Raw genomic sequence first — 23,532 nt, 5'->3', positions numbered from 1 at the left:
GCCTTCTCGCGCGCAGTTTTATCATTGAGGAGAGTGTCATGCAGGTGATCGATGTCGAGCAACTGCCAGGGGGCGCGGCTCCCCCGCCCATTCGGGTCGGCGAAGTGGCCATCGACGAGCAGGCCGTCGCCGAGGAAATGCAGTACCACCCAGCCGGCTCGGTCGACGAGGCCCAGCTATTGGCGGCGCGTGCGTTGGTGGTGCGTGAATTGCTATATCAGCGTGCCGAGATGCTGGGGCTGACGGCGGGCATCGATGAGCGTGGAGTCGAGAGCGATCGGCTCATCGCCGAACTGCTCGAGCATGAGCTCGACGTGCCGGAACCCGATGAGGCGGCCTGCTGGCGCTTCTTCGAGAGCCATCGCCAGCGTTTTTCCGAGCCCACCCAGATGCGAGTGCGCCATATCCTGCTCCCGGCAGCACCGGATGACGCCCCGGCGCGGGATGCCGGATATCGGCTCGGCCAGAAGCTGCTCAAGCAGCTCGAAGAAATCCCCGAACGCTTTAGCGAGCTTGCCCAGCGCCATTCCGCCTGCCCATCCCGGGATGAGGGTGGCGAGCTGGGCTGGCTCGTGCCGGGTCAGACGGTCGGTGAACTGGATCGTGCCTTGCAGCACCTCCCCTGCGGCCTGCACGAGCGTCCGCTGGCCTCACGCTATGGCTGGCATGTGGTGAGCATCGACGAGCGCGTCGAGGGGCAAGCATTGGCCTTCGAGCAGGTCGCCGAGCGTGTTCGCCATACCCTGCGCGAGCAGGCTACGCGTCGCGCGCTGCGCCACTACTTGTTGGCGTTGCAAGAGGATATCGGTGTTGAGGGCATTGCCCTGGATGACGATAGCGCCGGAGCGCTGATGCAATAATAACCGATGAGCGTTTCCTGACGCGTTGGACAGGTAATCCTTCTCGCTTGGGCACCCACCGTGTACCTTGGTCGCGGACAATCGGTTATCCAACGAGGAAACGACGGACCATGCAAGCGAAGCAAGGGGCAACTGCCTACCGGGTCGCCTGGCAATCGATCATCGTGCTGTTCACGCTGTTATTACTCACGGGCTGTGGCGTCAACAACCTGCCCACGTATGATGAACAGGTCAAGTCGGCCTGGGCGCAGGTGGAAAACCAGTATCAGCGGCGCGCCGATCTGATTCCCAATCTGGTCAAAACCGTCAAGGGATTCGCCAAACAGGAACAAGAGACATTGACCGCCGTGGTGGAGGCGCGCGCCAAGGCGACGTCCATCCAGGTCGACGAGAGCATTCTCGACGATCCACAGAAACTGCGCCAGTTCCAGCAGGTTCAGGGGCAGCTCTCGGGCGCACTGAGCCGCTTGATGGCGGTTTCCGAACGTTATCCCGAGCTGAAATCAAACAAGAACTTCCTCGCGCTGCAGTCTCAGCTCGAGGGCACCGAGAACCGCATCGCGGTCGCCCGGCGCGACTTCATTCAAGCGGTCGAACGGTACAATACCGAGATTCGTACCTTCCCGGGGCGTATCTGGCATAGCCTGCTGTACAGCGAAATGGAGCTGCGCGAGAACTTCGAGGCGACCGCGGCCGATGCCGAGCAAGCCCCCCAGGTGGAGTTCTGATGGCTCGCCTGCTGCGTTTCCCCGTCATTTTACTGCTGTGGGCTTGCGCGTTGGGCGTGCAGGCTCAGCAGCAGCCCGATTTTCCCGAGCTGAGCGGCCGGGTCGTCGATCGGGCCGAGATGCTCGATGCCTCGGTCGAAGCGCAACTGACCGCGATGCTTAAAGCCCATGAACAGGCCACCACCGAGCAGGTGGTGGTCGTCACGTTGCCGAATCTACAGGGCTACCCCATCGAGCAGTTCGGTTATCAATTGGGACGCCACTGGGGCATCGGCCAGAAGGGCGAAGACAATGGCGCGCTACTGATCGTTGCCGAGGAAGAGCGGGCGATTCGTATCGAAGTTGGCTATGGCCTGGAGGGTCGCCTGACCGATGCGCAGTCCTCGGTGATTATCAGCCAGATTATCGTGCCGGCGTTCAAGCAGGGCGATTTCGCTGGTGGAATCACTCGCGGGGCACAGGCGATGGTTCAGGTGCTGGGTGGCGATCCGCTCCAACAGGCAGCCGTCGGCGGCAGTCGCCAAGCCGACGAGCCCGCCAGAGGCCCGATGTCGATCTTCTTCTTCGTACTGCTTCTCGTCGTCACGATGCTGGTGCGTGGCGGGGGCCGAGGTCGCGGCGGTAGAAGAGGCGGCCGCTCCGGGCTGCTTGGCGCGGTACTGCTGGGCGCGGCCCTCGGTGGACGCGGCGGTGGTGGAGGCGGTGGCTTCGGCGGGGGCGGCTTCGGTGGTGGCGGTGGTGGCTTCGGCGGCGGCGGTGCATCCGGTGGCTGGTAAAACAATTTCAACGAGTACAGATACCCCATGGCTTTACTGAGCGAAAGTGAGCAGCGCCAAGTCGCCGAGGCGATCAGCCGGGTCGAGCGCGAGACCGAAGCCGAGCTGGTTACGGTACTCGCCGCCAAAGCCGACGATTACGCATATATCCCCTTACTCTGGGCCAGTATCATCGCCCTAGTGGTGCCCGGTGCGATCAATTATTTCCCGGGCTGGTTGGAGCCGCATGTCTTGTTGCTGGTCCAGTGGGCCACCTTCATCGTGCTGGGTCTGATATTTCGTATTCCTGCGATCACCACACGCCTCATTCCAAGCAGCGTGCGCTATTGGCGGGCATCGAATCTGGCACGGCGTCAGTTTCTCGAGCAGGACCTGCATCACACCGCTGGCGGCACTGGCATGCTGATCTTCGTATCTGAAGCCGAGCGCTATGTGGAAATACTGGTCGACCAGGGGATTTCCAGCCGACTGGATAACGATACCTGGCAAGAGATCGTTAAATCCTTCACCCAACACGTCCGCCAGGGCCAGACCCTGCAAGGTTTCCTGGAATGTATCGAGTCGTGTGGCCAGCATCTCAAACGAGAGATACCCGCGACGCATGAGCGCAACGAGTTGCCTAACCATCTGGTGATTCTTCCCTGACCGGTCGCGCTGGGCAGTCGTCCCTGGATCGGGACAGGCTCGGCTAGCGGTAGCGGCAGGCCGGCAGGCCCTTCACGCCGGGCCTCACGGCAAACAGCCCGCCGGCCTGTTCTTCGTCGTCGCGGCCCACCGCGGCGGTGGTAATATACAGCGTGGATAGATCGTCATCGCCGAAGGTGCAGCAGGTGATGCGCGACACCGGCAGGCGAATCTCGCGATCCAGGCTGCCGTCGGGCAAAAAGCGGCTGACCCGCCCACCGTCCCAGTGGGCGACCCATAGCCCGCCCTCGGCATCGACGGTCATGCCATCGGGGCAGCCGTCGCGTTCGCCGAAATGCACATGCTCGCGCTTGTTGCTCAACTCGCCGCCAGGCGATAGATCGAAGGCATAGATCGTACGCGCCGGGCTATCGGTGTGGTAGAGCGTGCTGCCGGTGGCATCGATCGCCGGGCCATTGGTTACCGTGTAGTGGCGATCCATGGCGACCAGGCCACGCTCGTCGAAGCGATAGAAGATGCCTGTTGCCTCGCTTTCGGCATCTTGCATGGTGCCGAACCACAGCCGACCGTGGGTGTCGGCCTTGCCATCGTTGAGGCGATGGTCCACGGCATCGGCGACCGGCTCGGCGAGGGTGGCGGTAATGCGCGGGCCATTATCATCGAATTGCAGCCGCACCAGCCGCGAGCGCAGCCCGGCGACGAAGCCTCCGTCGGCGTGCGGGGCCAGCCAGCAGCAGGCTTCGTCCAGTGGCCACTCGAGCGTCTCGCCGTTGGCGGGGAAGTGGGCCAGCAGACGGCTGCCCAGGATATCGACGAACAGCAGTGCCTGATGGTCGGCGGACCACAGCGGACCTTCGCCGAGTTGGGCGCGGCCGGTCCATACACGGCGGATGGTATCGGTCATGAGATGTCCCGGTGATTGACGAGTTGCCAGTCGTGCATGGTGCCGCAACCTTGCCGCAATGAAAATGCTGCCGGGGTGATCACCGCCGAGATGACAGCGGCAAGCCGAAATGCTTAAGTATGAACCCCTTTGGGTGTCGTGGCATTGCCGCCGACACGCTCAAAGACGAATTCGAGGGATGCAAACGCCGTGAAGTTGTTGATTATGGATGCCGGACATTGTCTTAGTCTGGCGTTGGCCCGTGAAGCCAACCTGCGCGGTGACACCGAGTTGGTCATCGTAGAGGGGTTATCGCTGGCGTCCGGCCAGCTCGAGGATGTGGCGCCCGATGCCCTGGTGATCCCACCCTTGGCGCAGCCGATCAGCGCCGACCCGGCCGCGGTCACCGCGCATGCCGAGGCGGTCGAGGCGTGTCTGGAACACTGCCAACATTCGGAGGTGCCGCTGATCTGGTGCGTTTCCGACCAGCTCTACGAGGACGGCGCCGAGACGCCTATCGACGAGCACGTGGTCCCCGCGCCGCGTGACGAGAGCCTGCGCCGGTTGATCGTTACCGGCAACCTCATTCGTGAGCGGTACCCGCGCCACCTGATCGTGCGTTTGGGGCCGCTGTTCGCGCTGGCCGGCGCCGACGCCTGGCTGACCGAGTTGCTCGAATCGCTCCAGAGCGGGCAGGAGGTGCGCGCCGCCGAGGACATCATCTTCTGCCCGACCTCGGCGGATGCCGCGGCGCTGGCGCTGATCGGCATGCTTCAACAGCAAGGCTGCGGCGCCAACGCCTGGGGCGCCTACCACTTGGCCGGTACCGAGCCGGTCAGCCCCTATACCTTCGCCTCGGTGGTGCGCACCCAATTGGCCACACGCCTCGAAGGGCTCGGCAAGCGGGCCGAACTGGGCGATCTCAAGGCGCTCAATCACCACCATGACCAACCGCTGCGCCGGGTACTCAACTGCCGGCGCGTGCTGGAGGCATTCGGCGTGCATCAGAAACCCTGGCGGCTCGAACTAGGACGCATGCTGGATACCTGGTGCCAGGCCTACCAGGTCGAGGAGGAGGCATGAAGGCACTGCGCAGTGCGATCTTCTATTTCGGCTACTTCTTCGGCATTCTGGTGTTCGGCCTGTTGTGTCTGCCGGTGACGCCGTTGCTGCCGTTGCGGGGGCGCTATCGGTTGCTCAATCTCTACAACCATTTCATTGTCGTCTGGTTTTCGCTGACCTGTGGCGTGCGCTACGAGGTGCGTGGCCGCGAGCATGTACCCGAAGGGCCGGTGGTGATTCTGGCCAATCACCAGTGCGAATGGGAGACGCTGTTCCTGCAGGTGCTCAAGCCGCCGGTGTGCACGGTGCTCAAGCAGGAACTGCTGCGTCTGCCGCTGTTCGGTTGGGCGCTGCGCCTGCTGCACCCCATCGCGCTGGATCGTTCGCGACCCTCGCGGGCCATGAAGCAGGTGCTGACTCAGGGTCCCCAGCGCCTCAAGGAAGGGCTTTCGGTATTGATCTTCCCCGAGGGCACGCGGGTCGAGCTGGGCCAGCGGCGCCGCTATAACAAGAGTGGCGCGGTGATCGCCTGCCGCGCCGGTGTGCCGGTGTTGCCGGTGGCGCACAATGCCGGTGAACGCTGGCCGGGTCGGCACTGGATCAAGAATCCCGGGCGACTGTCGGTGGTCGTCGGCGAGCCGATCGCCACCCAGGGGCGCACTCCGGAAGAGGTGCTGGTCGAGGTCGAGAACTGGATCGAGACGCAGCTCGAGACGATCTGCGAGGTGCCGCGGCCGGCGCGGGCAGGTGCCCCGGCGAACAATCTTCCCGCCTAGAGCTACTTTTGTGATCCCTTCTGGGGTCGAAACAAAAGGGCGCCCGAGATCGTCTGAGCGCCCTTAAGCATTAGCATGGCATTAACCGCTCGGCGGCATCAGTCGTGCCAGCGTTGCAGCACCAGGCAGGCGTTGGTGCCGCCGAAGCCGAAGCTGTTGGAGAGCACAAGCTCGATTGCAGCGTCGCGGCGCTGGGTGACGATATCGAAGCCCTCGGCCTGATCGTCGAGTGCATCGACATTGGCCGAGGCGGCGATAAAGCCATGCTCCAGCATCAGCAACGAGTAGATGGCTTCCTGCACCCCGGTCGCGCCCAGCGAGTGACCGGTCAGCGACTTGGTCGAACTCATCGCCGGCGTGCTGTCGCCGAACACCTCGCGCACCGCCCTGAGCTCGGCGACGTCGCCGACTGGCGTGGAGGTGCCGTGGGTATTGATGTAATCGATATCGCCGTCGACCGTGGCCAGCGCCTGACGCATGCAGCGCGCTGCGCCTTCGCCGGAAGGCGCAACCATGTCGTAGCCATCGGAGGTCGCGCCGTAGCCGACGAGTTCGGCATAAATCTTCGCGCCGCGCGCCTTGGCGTGTTCGAGTTCTTCGAGCACCAGCATACCGCCACCGCCGGCGATGACGAAGCCGTCTCGGGCCTTGTCGTACGCTCGCGAGGCCTTGTCGGGCGTGTCGTTGTAGCCGGTGGATAGCGCACCCATGGCATCGAACAGGCACGACAGCGTCCAGTGCTCCTCTTCACCGCCACCGGCGAACACCACGTCCTGCTTACCGAGCTGAATCTGCTCCATGGCGCTGCCGATACAGTGCGCGGAGGTGGCGCAGGCCGAGGAGATCGAATAGTTGATGCCCTTGATCTTGAACGGCGTGGCCAGGCAGGCGGAGACCGTGCTGCCCATGGTGCGGGTGACGCGGTAGGGGCCCACGCGGCGCAGCCCTTTCTCGCGCAGCACGTCGGCGGCCTCGACCTGGTTGGCGCTGGAGGCACCGCCGGAACCGGCGATCAACCCGGTGCGTTCGTTGGAGACCTGTTCGGGGGCAAGGCCGGCATCCTCGATCGCCTGAGCCATGCTGACATAGGCATAGGCCGCCGCATCGCCCATGAAGCGGCGTAGCTTGCGGTCGATCAGCCCATCGAGGTCGATATCGACCACGCCGGCAACCTGGCTGCGGAAGCCACGCTCGGCATAGTCTTCCTTGAAGCGGATGCCCGAGCGCCCGGTCTTGAGTGCGTCCAAGACTTGATGCTGGTCATTGCCCAGGCAGGACACGATGCCCAGGCCGGTGACTACCACTCGTCGCATGGAAGCCTCCTGATCAGAAATTCGCGGTAGAAGTGAACAGGCCGACACGCAGGTCATTGGCCTGGTAGATCTCGCGGCCATCGACCGACAACGTACCGTCGGCGATGCCCAGGATCAGTCGTCGAGTGATCACCCGCTTCATATGAATATGGTAGGTGACCTTGCCGGCATTGGGCAGTATCTGGCCGGAGAACTTGACCTCGCCGCAACCTAGTGCGCGTCCGCGCCCCGGATGGCCGAGCCAGCCCAGATGAAAGCCTACCAGTTGCCACATGGCGTCCAGCCCCAGGCAGCCTGGCATGACCGGGTCGCCGGGAAAGTGGCAGTCGAAGAACCACAGGTCGGGGTGGATATCCAGTTCGGCAATCAGTTCACCCTTGCCGTACTTGCCGCCTTCCTCGCCGATGCGAGTGACGCGGTCGAGCATCAGCATATTGGGTGCCGGCAACTGGGCGTTGCCAGGGCCGAACAGTTCACCTTGGCTGCATGCCAGCAGCTCTTCGTAACTAAAGGAATGTTGCTTGGTCACTGGGTCGTTCCAAGAGTCGGAATTATAGTGTCATGCGCCTGCGCAGACGCGCCTAGTCTACTGGCAGCACGTGGTGAATGCACGTCGCGTCAAGCGTGGACGGTTGATGCGTGCAATGCAACGCCGGCGATTGTGCCGCTTCGACTTGCGCCGGGCTTTCCCGTCGGGGCATGATGCCCTGTGTTCGTCGCGGCAGTCATAATTACAAATGATGAGACATCATGTGGCCTTCCTTCTCGCTTAATCGCCCGTTGACCTGGATGGGCCTGGCCGCCTTGGCGGCGATGAGCTGGCTGCCATTCGTGTCGCTGCGCCTGGCCGCGCTGGGCATGGTGACGATCGCGCTGTTCGATGGCTGGCGCCAGATTCGCCGCGAACATCGTCGCCGCCAGCTCAGTGAAGAGGCCCTCAAGCTCTCCGAGGATGGCGTGATGATTGCCGATAGTCGCAATCGCATCGTCAGCGTCAACCCCGCTTTCACGCAAATCACCGGCTATACCCACGAAGAAGTGTTTGGCCTCGATCCCTCGACATTTTCCACCGGGCGTCACGATAGCGCCTTCTACGAACGCTACTGGCAGACGCTTAACGCCACGGGTCGCTGGGAAGGCGAAATATGGAATCAGCGCAAGCATGGCGATCAGTATCCCGAGTGGTTGCGCGTCCGGGCCTGCACCGATCGCAAGGGGCGCGTCAGCCACTACATCGGCCTGTTCACCGATATCTCTCGGCATAAGGCCCGCGAGCAGGATCTGCGTCGCATCGGCTTCGAGGACCCGCTGACCGGGCTGCCCAACCGGCGCCGCCTGCACGATCTGCTGGTCTCGCGGCTGCATCACCTGCGCGCTGGCGAGGGCCTGGATCTGGCGCTGATCGATATCGACGGCTTCAAGTCGGTCAACGATGCGCTGGGCGTCGACAGCGGCGACCGCTTGTTGGCGCGCTTCGGCCAGCGCCTGGCGGCGTTCGTCGCCGGTGGCGTGGTCGGGCGCCTGGGCGGCGACGAGTTCATGGTCATTCGCACCACCACCTTCGACGATCACCAGCGCTGGGTCTCGGGCCTGCGCGAGCATATGTGCGAGCCGTTCGAACTCAACGGCAGCTCGCTGCGCCTGGGGCTGACCATCGGCAGTTGCCGCGCGCCGGAGGACGGTAAGGACCCCGGCGTGCTGCTCCAGCGCCTGGAATCGGCGCTGTACAGCGCCAAGCGTCATGGTCGCAACCACGATCGGCGCTTTCGGCCCTCGCTGGAAGTCGACGGCGACCGTCAACTGGCGCTGGTCAACGAACTGCGCCGCGCGCTGGCCCAGGGTGGGCAACTGGAATTGCATTACCAGACCCAGCACCGTCTGGCCGACAATGCGCTGGTCGGCATGGAGGCGTTGCTGCGTTGGCGGCATCCGGAGCTTGGCCCGATAGCGCCCAACGACTTCATCCCACTCGCCGAGCGCCATGGCATGATGGTCGCGCTCGGCGGTTGGGTGATCGAACAGGCGGTCTCCCAACTGGCGAGCTGGCGCGCCAACGGCATGCCGAGCGTGCCGGTATGGGTGAACATCTCCGCGCTGCAATTGATCCAGGGCGACCTCGAATCGTGCCTCGCCGCAGCGCTGGCGCAGCACCGGATACCCGCCCAGCAAGTGGGACTGGAGTTGACCGAGTCGGTGCTGCTCGATGAGCGCGCGGGGGATATTTCTCCGCGCCTCGAAGCACTGCGCCGCCAGGGCCATCAGATCGCCATCGATGATTTCGGTACCGGCTACTCGTCGTTGGCCTATCTCAAGCGCCTGCCGGTGGACAAGCTCAAGCTCGATCGGGCCTTTATCCGTGCGCTGCCCGATGACCGGGCCGATGCGGCGATCGTCGCGGCGGTGCTGGCGATGGCCCATGGTCTCAATCTCGAGGTCATCGCCGAGGGCGTGGAGACGCCGGCGCAGCGCGATTTTCTGCGCCAGCATGGCTGCCCGCTGGCGCAAGGCTATCTGTTCGCGCGCCCTGCTCCGGCGCGCGATATCGAAGCGCGTTATCTCAATCATGCCGAGCCAGCCCAGCAGCAGCCCCAGTACCACCCAGGCGCAGGCTGAGCCACAGGCAAAGCAACGCCCAGATCAGCGCTTCCATCGGCAGCAGCCAGGGCGCCAGTTCGACGCCCGCCAACTGCGCGCCACCCAAGTACGACAGCGGCCCGCCGATCGCCCCGCCGAGCATGGCCAGCCAGCGATGGCACCAGAGCCAATCCAGCGAGTGCTTGAGTAGCGTGGCGAACAATGGCCATAGCGCCCATAGCCACAGCGGCAGTGGCAATCGACTCGGTTCGACGAAGGTGAAGCCGCCGACCAGGGCCAGGCCACCATCGACCATCAGGCCGAGTGCCGCGAAGCCCGCCAGCCAGCGCCACTCACCGGGCCGGGCCAGCCCGGCCAGGTGCGCGACGATAATCAGCCCTACCATCGAGCCACCGATCAGCGAGCCGCCCAGTACGCAGGCGAACCAGCCGAGCTGGAACGCCGCCAGATTGAACAGTGTGCGGTGCATTGCCCCCTACACCGCGCCGGTCAGCGGTGCGCGCCGAGCACCGGGCTTGGCGAGCAACAGGTGACAGGTGCCGATCGAGCGTTCGAGAAAGCCTCCCTCGCAGTAGCACAGGTAATAGCGCCACATGCGGATGAAGCGCTCGTCGTAACCCAGCCGGCGCACGCGGTCGAGACTGGCTTCGAAGCGTGAGCGCCACTCGCGCAGGGTACGGGCGTAATGCAGGCCGATCTCGTCGAGATCCAGCATGTTCAGCGAGGTGCGTCGGGCCAGTCCGGTCAGGATGGCGCTATGCGAGGGTAGGAAACCGCCGGGGAAGATGTAGCGCTTGATGAAGTCCATTTCGCGCTTGGCGGCCTCGAAGCGCTGATCGCGGATGGTAATCGCCTGGAGGATGGCCAGGCCGTCATCGCTCAGCAGGCGATCCAGCGTCGCCAGATACGTCTCGAGGTATTGATGGCCCACGGCCTCGACCATTTCCACCGAGACCAGCCGGTCATATTGCCCGGTCAACTCGCGATAATCCTGATTGAGCAGCGTGATACGCTCGCCGAGTCCCTCTTCCTCGATGCGCTTGGCGGTATGCGCATATTGTTCGCTGGAAATGGTGGTGGTGGTGACCCTGCAGCCACGGGTCTTCGCGGCGTGGATCGCCAGGCCGCCCCAGCCGGTGCCGATTTCCAGCAGGTGGTTGCCGGGGCCGACATCGAGCTTGTCGAGCAGGCGATCGAGCTTGTAGGTCGAGGCTTCCTCGAGACTGGCGTCGGCACGCGGGAACACGGCGCTGGAATACATCCAGTGGTCGCGATCGAGGAAGGTGGCGAACAGCTCGTTGCCGATATCGTAATGCGCGCCGACATTACGCTTCGAACCGCGCCGGGTGTTGCGCTGCAGGGTATACAGCGCGGTCAGTAGCCAGCGTGCGAAGCGCGCGCTGCCGTTTTCGACCTCGCCGTTGACCTGCTCCATGTTGGCGGCGAACAGCCGGGTCAACGCGACCAGGTCGTCGGCTTCCCAGTCGCCGTCGATGTAAGCCTCGGCGGCGCCTACCGTGCCGCCCAGCGCCAGCCGTCGCCAGGCACGCTCGCTATGCAGGGTGACGGTGGCCTGAAGCGTGCCGCCCTGGCCCAGGCGGTGGCGCCGATCGCCCTCGATCAGTGTGATGGTGCCGCCGCGCAGGCGATCGAGCTGGGCGAGCAGGCGCGGCTTCAGCAGGCGGATCAGGCGATCGTCAAGGGTGGGCTGCTCGCGGGAGGTGGCAGAGCGAAGTGTCGTCACGACGGTGTCTCCTCTCGCTGGGTATGATCGTAAACCGGTACCCGTTTGCGCCACAGGCGCAGTGCCTCGAAATGTATGGCGGCGATGGTCTTCAGGCTCATCCAGGGCTGGCGCGCCAGGGTCGCGAGCAAGACGCGCCGGGTCGCCGGACGCGGCGAAAGCACCAGCGTGGCGTCGAAATGGCGCTGTGCATCCTTCCAGTTTTCCATATGCAGATACAAGCGCTCGCCCGGCGTGTTGAAGCGCCAGCGATAGGTCATGTCCATGGGATTGAAGGGCGAGACGTGCATGGCCTTGTCGAAAGCCGCACTGTGACTGTGGCGCTGGGTATCGACGCTGCTGGCATAGCATTGGCGTTCGCCCCACGGCGTGTTGCTGACCTCGCCGAGCACCGCTTGCAGGCGCCCGTTGGCGTCATAGGCGTAGTAGAACGTGAGCGGGTTGAAGGCCAGGCCGCACAGGCGCAGTTGCGTCAGCATGCGAACCGGCCCATCGGCGCGCGCGGCGAGTGCATCGCCGAGTTCGTGGCGCAGGCGTTCGCGTACGGCAGTCTTGAGCGGCAGCTCATGCGGCGCCAGGTAATCCTCGCGACGAAAGCGCGCCAGCGCCGGCCGGCGTGCACTGAAGCCGGGCACGCCATCGAACAGCGCGGGCAGCTCGTCGAGATCCAGCCAGGCCATCCACAGCCGGTAAGTGAAGGCATGCCGGCGCGGCAGGAAACGCCGATGGCGCAGCGTGCCGCGATAGATGCGGCTATGCGGTGCGGCGATCATGACGCCGACTCCGTAACGTGTGGTTGCGCCGCGGCGCGTAGCGCCGTGTCGCTGCCTGGCCCTCGGTCGTCCGGTCGTATGGCTGCGCGTTCTTCACAACCCAATGCCGTGGCCACGCGCAGCGCACTCCACACGCCATCCTCATGGAAGCCATTGCGCCAGTAAGCGCCGCAGTAGTGGGTGCGTCGCCCGGATCCGGATATCTCGGCGTGGCGTGCCTGCGCCGCCTGGCCATCGAGGGTGAAGCGCGGGTGCGCATAGCGATAGCGGCCCAGCACCTGGGCCGGGTCGATGGCATCGCTGTCGTTGAGCGTCACGCAGAAGGTCCGTGGGGCCTCGATGCGCTGGAGGATATTCATGTTGTAGGTGACCGAGGCCCGCGCGTCGGCGCTGCGACCGTCGAGACGGTAGTTCCAGCTTGCCCAGGCGCGGCGGCGGCGCGGCAGTAGCCGGGTATCGGTATGCAGCACCACCTCGTTGTCCCGATAGGGCAGTGCGGCGAGGATTTCACGCTCGGCGGGGCTGGCATCGGCGAGTAGCGCCAATGCCTGGTCGGCGTGACAGGCCAGCACCACCTGGTCGAAGCGCTCCTCACCGCGCGGCGAGTGCAGCGTGACGCCGCTCGCGTCGCGACGGATGCGGCGAACCGGGCAGTTGAGGTGAATGCGCTCGGCATACGGCGCGGTCAACGCCGGGATGTAGCGCCGTGAACCACCGCGCAGGGTGTACCACTGGGGGCGCTGGTCGACGGACAGCAGGCCGTGGTTATGGAAGAAACGCACGAAGAACCGCAATGGGAAGCGCGCCAGATCCGCACTGCTCGCCGACCAGATGGCCGCGCCCATCGGCAGCAGGTAGCGTTGGCGAAAATCCTCGCCGTAGCGCCCATGCTCGAGATAGTCGCCCAGCGTCGTGGTCGGACCGAAGCGGCCACTGTCGAGGTCGCCTTGGGCACTACGATTGAAGCGCAGGATGTCGGCGAGCAGGCGGTAGAAGCGTGGCCGCAGCAGGTTGCTGCGCTGGGCGAAGAGCGTCGCCAGGGTATGGCCGTTGTACTCGAAGTCACGCGCGGTTTCGTGTACCGAGAAGCTCATCTCGGTGGGTTGCACGGCGATGCCGAGGCGTGCCAGCAGCCGCTGGAAGTGCGGATAGGTCCAGTCATTGAAGACGATGAAGCCGGTATCGATGGCGTAGTTGCGTTCGGCGAACGAGACATCGACGGTCGCGGTGTGTCCCCCGAGTCGCTCGCCGGCCTCGAACAGCGAGACGGCGTGATGTTGCGACAGCATGTAGCCCGCCGCCATGCCGCTGATGCCGCTGCCGATTACCGCGATGCGCTGCTGACGAGACTCGATCACAGCGTGCCCTTCTGGTTTTCGTTGGTGGTGTCGCGGGTCATGGCCAGACCGATGCGTCGGCGTAGCGTCGGCGGCAGAATGCCGAGCAGCTTGACGATCGAGGTAAAGCGCTTGGGGAAATGGATATCCAGCGTGCGTTTCTCCAGGCCCTTGAGAATCGCCTCGGCGGCGACGTCGGCACCGACGCGCATGGGCATCGGGAAATCGTTGCGCTCGGTCAGCGGTGTCTTGACGAAACCGGGGTGAATCACGCTGACGTCGATGCGCTCACCGGCCAGGTCGAGGCGCAGCGATTCGAGGAAATGACTCAACGCGGCCTTGGAGGCGCCATAGGCCTCGGCCCGTGGCAGGGGGAGATAGGCCGAGGCGCTGGAAACCGCCGCCAGCAAGGGCCGGCTGCCGTCGTTGTCGCGTGCCTTGCGCAACAGCGGCAGCGCGGCGTCGACTACGTGCAGGGCACCGTGGAAATTGGCGGCGAAAACGCGCTCGACCAGATCGACATCGAAATGGCGGGCGTCCAGGTATTCGCAGGTGCCGGCGTTGTGGATGACCAGGTCGAGGCCGCCGAATGCCACGTCGATTTGCCGCCCCGCGTCGCGTACCGATTCGCGGTCGGTGAGATCGAGCGGTGCCACCAGGGCGCTGTCGTGACCCTCGGCGAGCTCCGCCAGGGCCTCGCGGCGGCGCGCGCTGAGCGCCACGCGATGCCCTTCGGCCAGTAGGCGCCGGGCCAACGCCAGGCCGATGCCCGAGGTTGCCCCGGTCAGCCAGATACGCTGCTTGCCCGTGAGTACTGCCATGCATGCCCCTGATGTTGAAATAGGCTTACTTGACGAATCGTTTCTTGAGCCCGCGAATGACGCTACCCAGGATGGGAATCTGCTCGTAGAGCAGTGCGCCGGCATCGAAGTAATCGCGGTGATCGCAGACTCTGTCATCGCGAAAGCGCAGGCGAGAACAACCCGTTACCGATACTTTACGACTGCCGGCCAGCTTTGGATGCACCAGGTGCAGGGTCCAGGTGACGAAGGCCAGATCGCCTTGACGCTGACGCTCGCCGAAGTCGAAATGGCAGTCGTCGAGGTTGGCGTAGAGCGCATCGAAGTAGGCGATCAGCGCGTCGATACCCTCGACACGGTGCAGCGGATCGGCGAAGCGCACGTCGTCAGTGTAGACTTCCGGCAAACGCTTTGTAGAGGATTTGTCGAGTTTATTGTAGAAGGCGCAGAACGTCTCCAGTGCAGGGTCCTGGGTCATGCCGTTGGCTCCTCGGGAATGGCCGGTGGCTAGCTTTTCAATGCCTTGAAGGCATCCAGCGCACGCTGCCTGGCGGCCTTGTGGTCGACGATGGGCGGTGGATAGGCGAGCTTTTCGAGCCGGTCGTGGGGGGGCGCATGACGCGCCTTGACGGGCAGTGCCGACAACTCCGGCACGAATTCGGCGAGAAACTCGCCCTCGGGGTCGAAGCGTTGTGACTGGGTGGTGGGATTGAAGATACGAAAGTAGGGCGCGGCGTCGGTACCGGTGGATGCCGCCCACTGCCAGCCGCCATTGTTGGATGCGAACTCGCCGTCTATCAGGTGGCGCATGAAAAACGCCTCGCCGCGTCGCCAGTCGATCAGCAGGTGCTTGCTCAGGAACATCGCGGTCGCCATGCGCAGCCGGTTGTGCATCCAGCCGGTCCGCACCAACTGACGCATGGCGGCGTCGACGATCGGATAGCCGGTACGGCCTTCGCACCAGGCGCTGAAGCCGGCCTCGTCGTCGCGCCAGGCGAGCTTCTCGGTCGCTTGTTGAAAGGGCCGGTGGCGACACACCTCGGGGAAACCGAAGGCGATGTGCTGATAGAACTCGCGCCAGACCAGCTCGTTGACCCAGGTGGTGAGCCCGGCATCGCCATCGGCGAGGTGGCCGTCGTTCTCGCTCATCACCGCCTGTAGGCACTGGCGGTGCGAGATCATGCCCAGCGCCAGATAGGGCGATAGCTCGCTGGTGCCACGGATCGCCGGGAAATCGCGCTGTTGCCGATAATGCCGGGCGCGATAGCGCAGGAAGCGCTCCAGGCGGTCGGCGGCGGCGTCCTGCCCCGCGGGCCATGAGCTCGCGTCGACGACCGGGGCATCGTCGAGCCTGGGCAAGGCCGGCAAGGGATCGCTGTCGATCGGCAGGCGTGCCTGTGGCGTCGGCGACTTGCGCAGCGTCAGACGCCCGGCGTCCACTTGACGATGCCAGGCCTTGGCGAAAGGCGTGAACACCTTGTAGTAGTCGCCCTGGCCGGTCATGAGCTCGCCCGGTGCGAAAGCCACGGCGTCGGTATGGGCATGCACCGCTATCTCGGCGCGCTGGAAGGCGTCGCATACCGCTGCATCGCGGCGCCATTCGTTGAGCGGATATTCGCGATTGAAATGCAGCGCCGCGATGTCATGCTCGCGGGCGAGTTCGATCAGCGCTCGCGGCGCCGCGTCAAAGGTGTCGATATCGCGATGCAGCAAGGCAATGTTGAGGCCGGCCAGCTCGTCGCGTAGTGCTTCGACACCACGCTGCCAGAAATCGATCTTGTTGGCGCCATGATCGTGCGAGCTCCACTGCGCCACGCTACGCAGGAATACCGCGATCACCGGGCCACGCCGGGCGGCCGCGGCGAGCGCCGAGTTATCCAGGGTGCGCAGGTCACTGCGAAACCACATCAGTTGCCGGGCCATTCGCGCGTCCCTTTCATCGCAATGGATTCGCTATCAGCAGAGCAACAGCGAGCGCAGGCGTGTCGCCGCCGGCAACGGTTCGTCTCCCAGCAGCGTCACGCTGCCGGTTTCGAGCTCGCTGGCAGGCCTGCCTGCCGCTACGCCGACCAGGCACAGCGGTACCGATAGTTGCTCGGCCAGCCGGGGGAGTTGGCGCTGCGTCGGTGCGCCGCGCTCGGCCCGGTCGCCGATCAGCACCACGGCGTCGAGTCCCAGGCGCTCGACGGCTAGCGCTAGCTCGGCATGCGACAGGGGACTATCCATCATTTGCACTCGATAGCCCGCGTGCGAGGCCGCCAGGGCGAATAGCAGTGGCCAAAGCGGGCCGCCACTGTCGGGCAGCGGCGCCAGCAGCAGTTGCGGACCGCGTGCGACGAGGTTGGCATGGTACAGGCGCGTGCCGATGCGAGTGCGCAAAAACGCCTCGAGCGCATGGCGTTGCAACACGTCGCCGGGATGACAGCGCCAGTGCTCGTCGAGTTGGGTGATGACCGGTTGCCAAAGCTCATCCAGGCACACATCGATCGGGTAGAGCGCCAGGCTCTGGTTGTAAAGACTTTCCAGTCGGGCCAGATCGAGGGCCTGTATGGCGGCGATCAACTGCTGGCGCTGGCCGGGCCAATCGCCATCGGTGGTGGCGTCGTCGTTCTCCGGTTGTTCGAGAAGATCGCCCACCTGACTGACCGAGACGCCGCGACCGAGCCATTGAAGTATGCGCTCGATACGCTCGATATCGTCGCGCGCATAAAGACGATGCCCCTTGGGCGTGCGCCGCGGTTGGATCAATCCATAGCGACGTTCCCAGGCGCGCAATGTCACGGCATTGACACCGGTCAGCCGCGATACCTCGCGGATCGGATAAAGCGGTGCGTCGGCTGGGTTCATTGCCTTGTCACGCATGCCCCTCACGCCCCCTGCCGACCGTGCCGGGGCTCGGGCGCCGCTCGCCCTGCGATGATGCCAGCCAGCGCATCGGCGAAAGCCGGGTGCTCACCGACGGGGGCCAGCAGCTCGAGATCGAGCGTCGGGTGCACGCCGCGCAATGTTTCGATCTGAGCGGGAACGTCCTCGCGCAGATGCCGGCCGGCGGCGAAAAACAGCGGCAGAATATCGGCCCGGCGGTAGCCGGCGGCTTCAAGCTCGGCGGCGACGCTTGCCAGGGACGGTTCGCAAAGCTCCATGTAAGCCATGCGCAGCGGTGTTTCCAGCCGCTCGGCAAGCGCCGCGGCCAGATCGTCGAAAGGCGCTCGCCAACGGCGATCGCGCGAGCCATGGGCGAGCAGAATCAAGGCATGCTGCATGATCGGTGATCCTCCGGTCTGGCGTTCCGACGGTTGACATTGGCAGGCAGCGGATAGCCATAGTCGCTAGACTATCAGAAGCGTATAACCGCTGTATAACTCATTGGCAATGCTAGGGGAGGGCTCACAATGCGCATCCTCATCACCGGCGGTAGCGGCTTCGTGGGGCGCTTGCTGTGCCAGCGCTTGCATCGCGATGGCCATCGATTGCTGGTCGTTTCACGCACCCCGGACAAAGCTCGCCAACACTTACCCGCAGGCAGCGATATTCGCGCCCGGGTACTCGATTTCAGCGATGAATCGCCCGAGGCTATCGTCAACCTGGCCGGCGAGCCGATTGCCGGCAAGCGTTGGGGCAAGGCACAGAAAACGCGCCTGGTCGAATCGCGCCTGACGATGACGAGTGAACTGGTGACACTCTGCCAGCGAATGCCGACCCCGCCGGGGGTGGTGATCTCCGGTTCGGCGATGGGCTACTACGGTGATCAAGGCCAGAATGAGGTCGATGAACAGACGCCGCCCAATGATGAGTTCGCGCATCGCCTGTGCGCGCAGTGGGAGGCCGCGGCGCGTGAAGCGGAACATAGCGGGATGCGCGTGGCGCTGATCCGCACCGGATTGGTGCTGGATGCCGACGGCGGCGCGCTGCAAAAGATGCTGCCGCCGTTCAAGCTGGGGTTGGGTGGGCGCATCGGTGACGGCCGCCAGTTCATGCCGTGGATTCATCGCGAGGACTTGGTGCGCATTATCGAGTTTTTGCTCGAGCGCGAATCGCTCGATGGGCCTTTCAATGCCTCGGCGCCACAGCCGGTGACCAACGCCGAGTTTTCGCGCGCCCTGGCGCAGCACCTCAATCGCCCGGCAATGCTGCCGATGCCGGCGCCCGTTCTCAAGCTGGCGCTGGGCGAGATGTCGCGGCTGCTGCTGACCGGCGCCGACATGCGCCCACGGCGGCTCGAAGGGGCCGGTTTTACCTTCAATTATCCGACACTGGACGAGGCGCTCACGGTCATCCTTGGCCGATGACTATTTATAGGCGCCGCTCTTTACAGGCACTCGCAGCCGCGCCGCTCTTTACAGGCGCCCGCAGCCGCGCCTAACGACGTGTATCGTCGTCGACGGTGACGATGACCCGCACGGCATCGAGACGCAGCCGGGTGCCGTCGATCGCCATGTCGAGCGCATGGCGTTCGTCGCGCAGCGCCTGGATCTCGTCGTCGCGTACCGCCGGGTTGTGCTCGGCCAGCGCTTGCAGGCGGGTCAGTTCGCCATCGAGTTCGTCGCGCATGCGTTGCTGGGCGGTCTCGATGATCGTCGGCAGTTCGCGCTCGGCCTCGCTTTCGCCCTGGCTCAGTAGCTCGCGTAGCTGGTCGTGGCGCGACTTGATCAGATCCCGCGCTACCGCCTTCTTGACCCGCTTGAGATTCTTGGCAAGCCCGGTGAACGAGACCTTGGCCGAGAGGTTGGCGCCGGATTCATCGAGCAGGACGCGGATCGCCGTGGGCGGCAGGAAACGGTTGACGTGCAGCCGCGTCGGCGCCGGGCAATGGGTGCGAAACACCAGCTCGGCCATCAGCCGCCCGGCGGGAATCGCCGGATGATTGAGCAGCGCCAGCGCGGTGTTGCCCATCGCGCCGTCGAGGATGCGCCCCATCATCTCGCGGATCAGCGGATGCTCCCAGGACAGATGCTGGACATCGTCGCGGGCCAGCGCATGGCTGCGTGACGCCGTGGCGGTGAAGCCTTCCTCGCCCTTGGCGAGTCCGGGCAGGCCATCGAGCATGTGCGGCCCGGCGCGCAGGTGAAGCAATTCGCCGCCCAGCTCGTGGCTATCGACACCGAAGATATCCAGCGCCTGATCGAGATAACGCGGCAGCGCCTGGTCGTCGTCGAGCTGGCGAATCGCCGCGATAACGGCGTCGGCGCGCTCATGACGACAGGCATTGAGTTCGAGCAGGCGATTGCGCCCGGCGTCGTGCTCGGCTATGCGCGTCTCGAACAGCACGCGGGTCTCACTGATGATTTCATCGAGCCGTGCGTCGTCGAGCAGGGCCTCGGCCAGCTCGTCGCCGAAGACATCATACAGGTCGCTGCCCACGCCGTGCGGCGCGCTGAAGGCGTCCATGCCTTCGCGATACCAGCGTAACAAGCGCTCGCCGGGACTGCCGGCGAACACCGGCACATGAATTTCGATGGCATGGCGTTGGCCGATCCGGTCGAGACGGCCGATGCGCTGTTCGAGCTGGTCGGGATGCTGGGGTAGATCGAACATCACCAGATGGCGGCAAAACTGGAAGTTGCGCCCCTCCGAGCCGATTTCCGAGCACACCATGACCTGGCTGCCATCTTCCTCGTCGGCGAAGGCCGCCGCGGCGCGGTCGCGTTCGACCAGCGACAGGCCCTCGTGGAACACCGGTGCATGCAGGCCACCCAGCACGCGCAGTGCCTCGCTGAGATCGGTGGCGGTTTCGCGGTCGTGGGCGATCACCAGCAGCTTGTCGCGACCGATCTCGGTGAGCCGCTCGAGCAGCCAGGTGACGCGCGGATCGATCTGCCACCAGGGTTCGACATTAAGCGGATCATCGTGCAGCGCGCGGTAGGTAGCGTCGAGGTAGAGCAGTACATCGGGATGCTCGAGACGGGTCTCGATCAACAGTTCATCGAGGGCATCTTCGTTGTGCTCGGCCTTGTGCAGCACGCGGCGATAGGCCGAGGGCAGCTCGAGACGCGTGACATGCAGCCGGCGCTCGGGAAAGCCGCCGACATGCCGGCGGCTGTTGCGAAACATCACCCGGCCGGTGCCATGGCGATCGAGCAATTGCTCGCGCAACTGGCGGCGCGCGTCGGCGTGCTGGGCCTCGTCGGACTCCGGGTCGGCCAGGGTATCGAGCAGCGCCTGGCTATCGGCGTCATCGATCACCGCGCTGACGATCGCGATGGCCGGGTCGTCGCCGGGCAGCCGTTCCAGCGCGTCGATGGCGGCGGCGACCTGAACATAGCCGGCTTCCTCGGCGCGAAAGCGCGCCAGGTCGTGATAGCGGTCGGGATCGAGCAGGCGCAGCCGGGCGAAGTGACTCTCGATGCCCATTTGCTCCGGCGTGGCGGTGAGCAGCAGCAGCCCCGTGGCGATATCGGCGAGGCGTTCGACACAGGCGTAACCGGGGCCGCTGGCGTTCGGCGACCAGTCGAGATGGTGAGCCTCGTCGACGATCAGCAAATCCCAGGCGCAGGCTTCGGCCTGGGCCTGGCGCTGTGGGTTGGCGAACAGCCACTGCTGGCTGGCGAGAATCAACTGGCCGGCCTCGAAGGGGTTGGCGTCGCCGTGAGCCTGGCTCTGCTGCTCGTCGAGCAGCGTCACCTCCAGGGCGAAGCGACGCAGCAGTTCGACCAGCCACTGGTGCGTGAGGCTGTCTGGAACCAGAATCAGCGCGCGTTCGGCGCGCCCGCTGAGCAGCAGGCGATGCAGGATCAGCCCGGCCTCGATGGTCTTGCCCAGCCCCACCTCGTCGGCCAGCAGTACGCGCGGGGCATGGCGCCGGGCGACTTCGTCGGCGATGTACAGCTGATGCGGGATCAGGTCGATCTTGGGACCGGCCAGGCCGAGCGCCGGATTCTGCTCGATGCGATGGTGGTGATGCAGGGTGCGAAAACGCAGGTCGAACCAGTCGTTGCGGTCGACCTGGCCGGTGAGCAGGCGATCGCGCGCCTGGTTGAACTGCATGCTATCGGCGATCTGGGCTTCGGAGAGCTCGCGCGTTTCGCCGCTGTCGGTCTCGCCGATGTAGACGATCAGGCCGTCGATTTCCTTGGTGTCATCGACGTTCAGTTGCCAGCCTTCGGCGGCGTCGATACGGTCGCCGTTGCCAAAGGCCACGCGTGTCAGCGGGGCCTGGCGCGCACTGTAGGTGCGGGTTTCCTGACTGGCCGCGAAGAGCACGGTGACGCTGCGAAAATCGACGTTCAAGATGGTGCCCAGGCCCAATTCGGCCTCACCGTCACTGATCCAGCGTTGGCCGGGGATAAATTCGCTCATGCTGCCTCGGATATCGGAAAACAAAGCTCGCGTCCGTCATGATCGACCATGCCGGCACGGGTATCGATGGGGCGCATATTGTACAAGAAAGTTACAGGAAAGTTGCCGGAAAACCGCGTGTCGCTCAAGGGCTTTGCTAGCGATCGCTCAGCCAGGACTCGAGCTGGGTGCGCGACAATTCGCCGATGTGGCGTTCGACGAGTTGGCCCTGGGCGTCGAACAGCAGCGAGGTGGGCAGGCCGGGGGATTCGGTCATCACCATCAGGCGTTGTTCAGGGTCGAGCAGCGCGTGGCTGAAGTCGAGGCCTTGCGCATCGAGATAGCGGGTGACCGCTAGCAGGCTCTCACCCTGGTTGGCGACGACCACGGTAACGTCATCGCGTTCGTCGGCCTCGGCGAGCAGCGGCATCTCGCGCAGGCAGGGCGGGCACCAGGTGGCCCACAGGTTGAGCACCACGGTTTCGCCGCGCAACTCGCCCAGGTTGACGCTCTGACCGTCTATATTCTCGAGGGTCAGGTCGGGCAGCTCGCGCAGCGCGACAGCGCTGCCCAGTGGGTTCCAGGCAACCAGCCCCAGCCACAATGCGAAACTGCCGACCAGCAGGCCCTGGCCGACGACCAGCTTGACGAGATGCTTGCGCAGCGTCCAGGCGGTCCATGCGCCGGCGGCCAGTAGCCCCCAAATGGCGCTGTAGCCGGGCTGCCAGAGCTTGATGATATCCAGCGGCGCGACGAGATAGCCGTCGAGGTGCATCAATACGTGGCCTAGCCGTGCGCCGATCAGCCACGTCAGCAGCACGCCATTGAACCAGCGCACGCGACGCGCGGCGGGCAGGCGCAACGCCAGCATGCCGGTCGCGAGCAGGGCGAGAGCGGCAGCGAAGGCATACAGGCGAGGCAGGCTGATCAGCATTGGACCGAGGGCGATGGCATCCATGTCGTGACGAGGTTTCCGCTGTGCAGGGTGGGCCCGGCCTGCGTACAACTCTTCGTACGATCCAGGCGGCCGGGATACAATGCGCCTAGCCTACTGTCCCAACCGGGCACTGTCATCCACGCGTTGTCACGCGCCGCCGCCGGAGTCCCGCGCATGGCCAAATCCTTCGATACCCTGCGAGCCCTGGCCATCGCCAGCCAGGCCGCGGGTTTCATGGCGATCATCACCCTGGAAACCCTGATGAATGACGCCGCCCGGCCGTGGCAGGGTGTGACGCTGGCAGTGATGTTGGGTAGCGCGCTGTGGGTCGCGTTGCTGCGCCGTTACCGACGCAACCAGCAGCGCAAGGCGGCACAGGAGCGGGCGCGCCGCGACACATGAGCAAAAACCCGGGAGTGAAGTCGGCTATTGCCTGCGTGCGGGGCCGAGAGCGGTCGGCGCGCAACGCCTGGGGTCGATGCTGACCACGTTGAGCTGATGGCCCTCCGGCGCCTGGCAGCTCAGAACCCGCCAGGCACAGCCCGGGGCGCTACTGTTCTCGCTCTCGAAGAGTCTGGCGCCGTGCCGGTGTAGCCGGCGGCAAACCGCCGGGAAGTCGTCGTCGCTGGTTTCCAGCGTCAAACGCTGCGGCGCATCGACGCCATCGCCGACGATCAGCATCAAGACCTGGGTATGGCCGCGGGCATCGCTGCCCAACTCGAAGGTGGCCGAGCGCGTGGAACTCAGCAATAGCGGCAGACCCACGACCTCGCTGCAAAATGCCTGCATGGCGACGAGATCGCGAACCCGCATGACCGCCTTGTCGAGCGATAGACGTTGCATGGAAGCCTCCTGCCCCGATGGGGCAGGGTCAAGCGTGGCCCAGCCGGGCCCGGTTTGCCGTTAAAACTTCTCCACCGCATCGATAAGCTTTGCCTATCAAGCCGCGATGAATGCCCTGTTTATTAACCGCTGCGCGGAGCCTGGAAGCGACTATGCTTCGAGAATCGGCATAGCGGTGTATCGCT

General features: G+C 64.8%; 24 protein-coding genes. 9 read left to right on the top strand and 15 right to left on the bottom strand.

Annotation, left to right across the window (positions count from 1 at the left end; all coding sequences use genetic code 11):
- Positions 1-38 precede the first annotated feature (38 nt).
- From BLR92_RS17110 to BLR92_RS17095, 4 genes are all read left to right on the top strand, one after another.
- Complete coding sequence (locus BLR92_RS17110; protein WP_089730495.1) at positions 39-860, top strand: peptidylprolyl isomerase; 822 nt, start codon at positions 39-41, stop codon at positions 858-860.
- A 110-nt stretch (positions 861-970) separates the two neighbouring features.
- Positions 971-1,588, top strand: coding sequence for a LemA family protein (locus BLR92_RS17105; RefSeq protein WP_089730494.1), 618 nt, complete (start codon positions 971-973; stop codon positions 1,586-1,588).
- Entirely contained in the window at positions 1,588-2,364 is a 777-nt protein-coding gene (locus BLR92_RS17100; protein WP_175488843.1) for a TPM domain-containing protein, read from the top strand. Before BLR92_RS17105 ends, BLR92_RS17100 begins: the two co-directional genes overlap by 1 nt.
- Positions 2,365-2,391: 27 nt before the next feature.
- Complete coding sequence (locus BLR92_RS17095; RefSeq protein WP_089730493.1) at positions 2,392-3,009, top strand: TPM domain-containing protein; 618 nt, start codon at positions 2,392-2,394, stop codon at positions 3,007-3,009.
- Positions 3,010-3,052: 43 nt separating this feature from the next.
- Here BLR92_RS17095 and BLR92_RS17090 read toward each other — a convergent pair whose 3' ends face one another.
- Positions 3,053-3,913 carry an SMP-30/gluconolactonase/LRE family protein gene (locus BLR92_RS17090; protein WP_089730492.1) on the bottom strand — a complete coding sequence of 287 codons (861 nt, stop codon included), beginning with the start codon at positions 3,911-3,913 and terminating at the stop codon, positions 3,053-3,055.
- A gap of 189 nt (positions 3,914-4,102) precedes the next feature.
- Here BLR92_RS17090 and BLR92_RS17085 point away from each other — a divergent pair, with 189 nt between their 5' ends.
- Entirely contained in the window at positions 4,103-4,975 is an 873-nt protein-coding gene (locus BLR92_RS17085; protein ID WP_089730491.1) for a sugar nucleotide-binding protein, read from the top strand.
- Positions 4,972-5,730: a lysophospholipid acyltransferase family protein gene (locus BLR92_RS17080; protein ID WP_089730490.1), complete on the top strand. Its 759-nt coding sequence runs from the start codon at positions 4,972-4,974 to the stop codon at positions 5,728-5,730. Before BLR92_RS17085 ends, BLR92_RS17080 begins: the two co-directional genes overlap by 4 nt.
- Positions 5,731-5,828: 98 nt before the next feature.
- Here the strand turns inward: BLR92_RS17080 and fabB are convergent, their stop codons facing one another.
- Positions 5,829-7,043, bottom strand: a complete 1,215-nt coding sequence (fabB, locus tag BLR92_RS17075; protein WP_089730489.1) for a beta-ketoacyl-ACP synthase I — start codon at positions 7,041-7,043, stop codon at positions 5,829-5,831.
- Positions 7,044-7,056: 13 nt separating this feature from the next.
- On the bottom strand, positions 7,057-7,572 hold the full coding sequence (gene fabA, locus BLR92_RS17070) for a 3-hydroxyacyl-[acyl-carrier-protein] dehydratase FabA (protein WP_089730488.1): 516 nt from the start codon (positions 7,570-7,572) through the stop codon (positions 7,057-7,059).
- 221 nt (positions 7,573-7,793) lie between these two features.
- On the opposite strand from fabA, the gene BLR92_RS17065 reads away from it, so the two are divergent.
- Positions 7,794-9,656, top strand: coding sequence for a putative bifunctional diguanylate cyclase/phosphodiesterase (locus BLR92_RS17065; protein WP_089730487.1), 1,863 nt, complete (start codon positions 7,794-7,796; stop codon positions 9,654-9,656).
- Here the strand turns inward: BLR92_RS17065 and BLR92_RS17060 are convergent.
- The 9 genes from BLR92_RS17060 to BLR92_RS17020 are packed head-to-tail and all read right to left on the bottom strand — an operon-like array spanning position 9,601 to position 17,555.
- Positions 9,601-10,107, bottom strand: a complete 507-nt coding sequence (locus BLR92_RS17060; RefSeq protein WP_089730486.1) for a DUF2878 domain-containing protein — start codon at positions 10,105-10,107, stop codon at positions 9,601-9,603. The two genes, BLR92_RS17065 and BLR92_RS17060, sit on opposite strands and share 56 nt — an antisense overlap.
- Before the next feature lie 6 nt (positions 10,108-10,113).
- Positions 10,114-11,382 carry an SAM-dependent methyltransferase gene (locus tag BLR92_RS17055; RefSeq protein WP_089730485.1) on the bottom strand — a complete coding sequence of 423 codons (1,269 nt, stop codon included), beginning with the start codon at positions 11,380-11,382 and terminating at the stop codon, positions 10,114-10,116.
- The gene (locus BLR92_RS17050) at positions 11,379-12,155 is read right to left on the bottom strand and encodes a DUF1365 domain-containing protein (RefSeq protein ID WP_089730484.1); all 777 of its coding nucleotides are present in this window, start codon (positions 12,153-12,155) and stop codon (positions 11,379-11,381) included. The genes BLR92_RS17055 and BLR92_RS17050 overlap by 4 nt, the downstream gene beginning before the upstream one ends.
- Entirely contained in the window at positions 12,152-13,459 is a 1,308-nt protein-coding gene (locus tag BLR92_RS17045) for an NAD(P)/FAD-dependent oxidoreductase (RefSeq protein WP_245704256.1), read from the bottom strand. The genes BLR92_RS17050 and BLR92_RS17045 overlap by 4 nt, the downstream gene beginning before the upstream one ends.
- A 50-nt stretch (positions 13,460-13,509) precedes the next feature.
- The gene (locus BLR92_RS17040; protein ID WP_089730483.1) at positions 13,510-14,313 is read right to left on the bottom strand and encodes an SDR family NAD(P)-dependent oxidoreductase; all 804 of its coding nucleotides are present in this window, start codon (positions 14,311-14,313) and stop codon (positions 13,510-13,512) included.
- 25 nt (positions 14,314-14,338) lie between these two features.
- Positions 14,339-14,770, bottom strand: a complete 432-nt coding sequence (locus BLR92_RS17035) for a nuclear transport factor 2 family protein (protein WP_089730482.1) — start codon at positions 14,768-14,770, stop codon at positions 14,339-14,341.
- A gap of 29 nt (positions 14,771-14,799) precedes the next feature.
- Positions 14,800-16,215: a deoxyribodipyrimidine photo-lyase gene (phrB, locus tag BLR92_RS17030; RefSeq protein ID WP_089730481.1), complete on the bottom strand. Its 1,416-nt coding sequence runs from the start codon at positions 16,213-16,215 to the stop codon at positions 14,800-14,802.
- Between the two features lie 33 nt (positions 16,216-16,248).
- Positions 16,249-17,154 carry a MerR family transcriptional regulator gene (locus BLR92_RS17025; protein ID WP_089730480.1) on the bottom strand — a complete coding sequence of 302 codons (906 nt, stop codon included), beginning with the start codon at positions 17,152-17,154 and terminating at the stop codon, positions 16,249-16,251.
- A 5-nt stretch (positions 17,155-17,159) separates the two neighbouring features.
- Positions 17,160-17,555: a sirohydrochlorin chelatase gene (locus BLR92_RS17020; protein ID WP_089730479.1), complete on the bottom strand. Its 396-nt coding sequence runs from the start codon at positions 17,553-17,555 to the stop codon at positions 17,160-17,162.
- Positions 17,556-17,684: 129 nt separating this feature from the next.
- Here BLR92_RS17020 and BLR92_RS17015 point away from each other — a divergent pair, with 129 nt between their 5' ends.
- On the top strand, positions 17,685-18,581 hold the full coding sequence (locus BLR92_RS17015) for a TIGR01777 family oxidoreductase (RefSeq protein WP_089730478.1): 897 nt from the start codon (positions 17,685-17,687) through the stop codon (positions 18,579-18,581).
- Positions 18,582-18,651: 70 nt separating this feature from the next.
- On the opposite strand, the gene rapA is transcribed toward BLR92_RS17015, so the two are convergent.
- Complete coding sequence (gene rapA / locus BLR92_RS17010) at positions 18,652-21,588, bottom strand: RNA polymerase-associated protein RapA (RefSeq protein ID WP_089730477.1); 2,937 nt, start codon at positions 21,586-21,588, stop codon at positions 18,652-18,654.
- A 136-nt stretch (positions 21,589-21,724) separates the two neighbouring features.
- Complete coding sequence (locus BLR92_RS17005; protein ID WP_089730476.1) at positions 21,725-22,525, bottom strand: TlpA disulfide reductase family protein; 801 nt, start codon at positions 22,523-22,525, stop codon at positions 21,725-21,727.
- A gap of 153 nt (positions 22,526-22,678) precedes the next feature.
- Between BLR92_RS17005 and BLR92_RS17000 the strand changes: the two genes are divergently transcribed.
- Positions 22,679-22,906, top strand: a complete 228-nt coding sequence (locus tag BLR92_RS17000; protein ID WP_089730475.1) for a hypothetical protein — start codon at positions 22,679-22,681, stop codon at positions 22,904-22,906.
- A gap of 24 nt (positions 22,907-22,930) precedes the next feature.
- Here the strand turns inward: BLR92_RS17000 and BLR92_RS16995 are convergent, their stop codons facing one another.
- Positions 22,931-23,347, bottom strand: coding sequence for a VOC family protein (locus BLR92_RS16995; RefSeq protein ID WP_089730474.1), 417 nt, complete (start codon positions 23,345-23,347; stop codon positions 22,931-22,933).
- Positions 23,348-23,532: the final 185 nt, after the last annotated feature.

Source organism: Modicisalibacter muralis (genome assembly GCF_900102945.1).
In the GTDB taxonomy this organism is placed as follows: Bacteria; Pseudomonadota; Gammaproteobacteria; order Pseudomonadales; family Halomonadaceae; genus Modicisalibacter; species Modicisalibacter muralis.
This window is presented reverse-complemented; position numbering and strand designations above follow the sequence as displayed.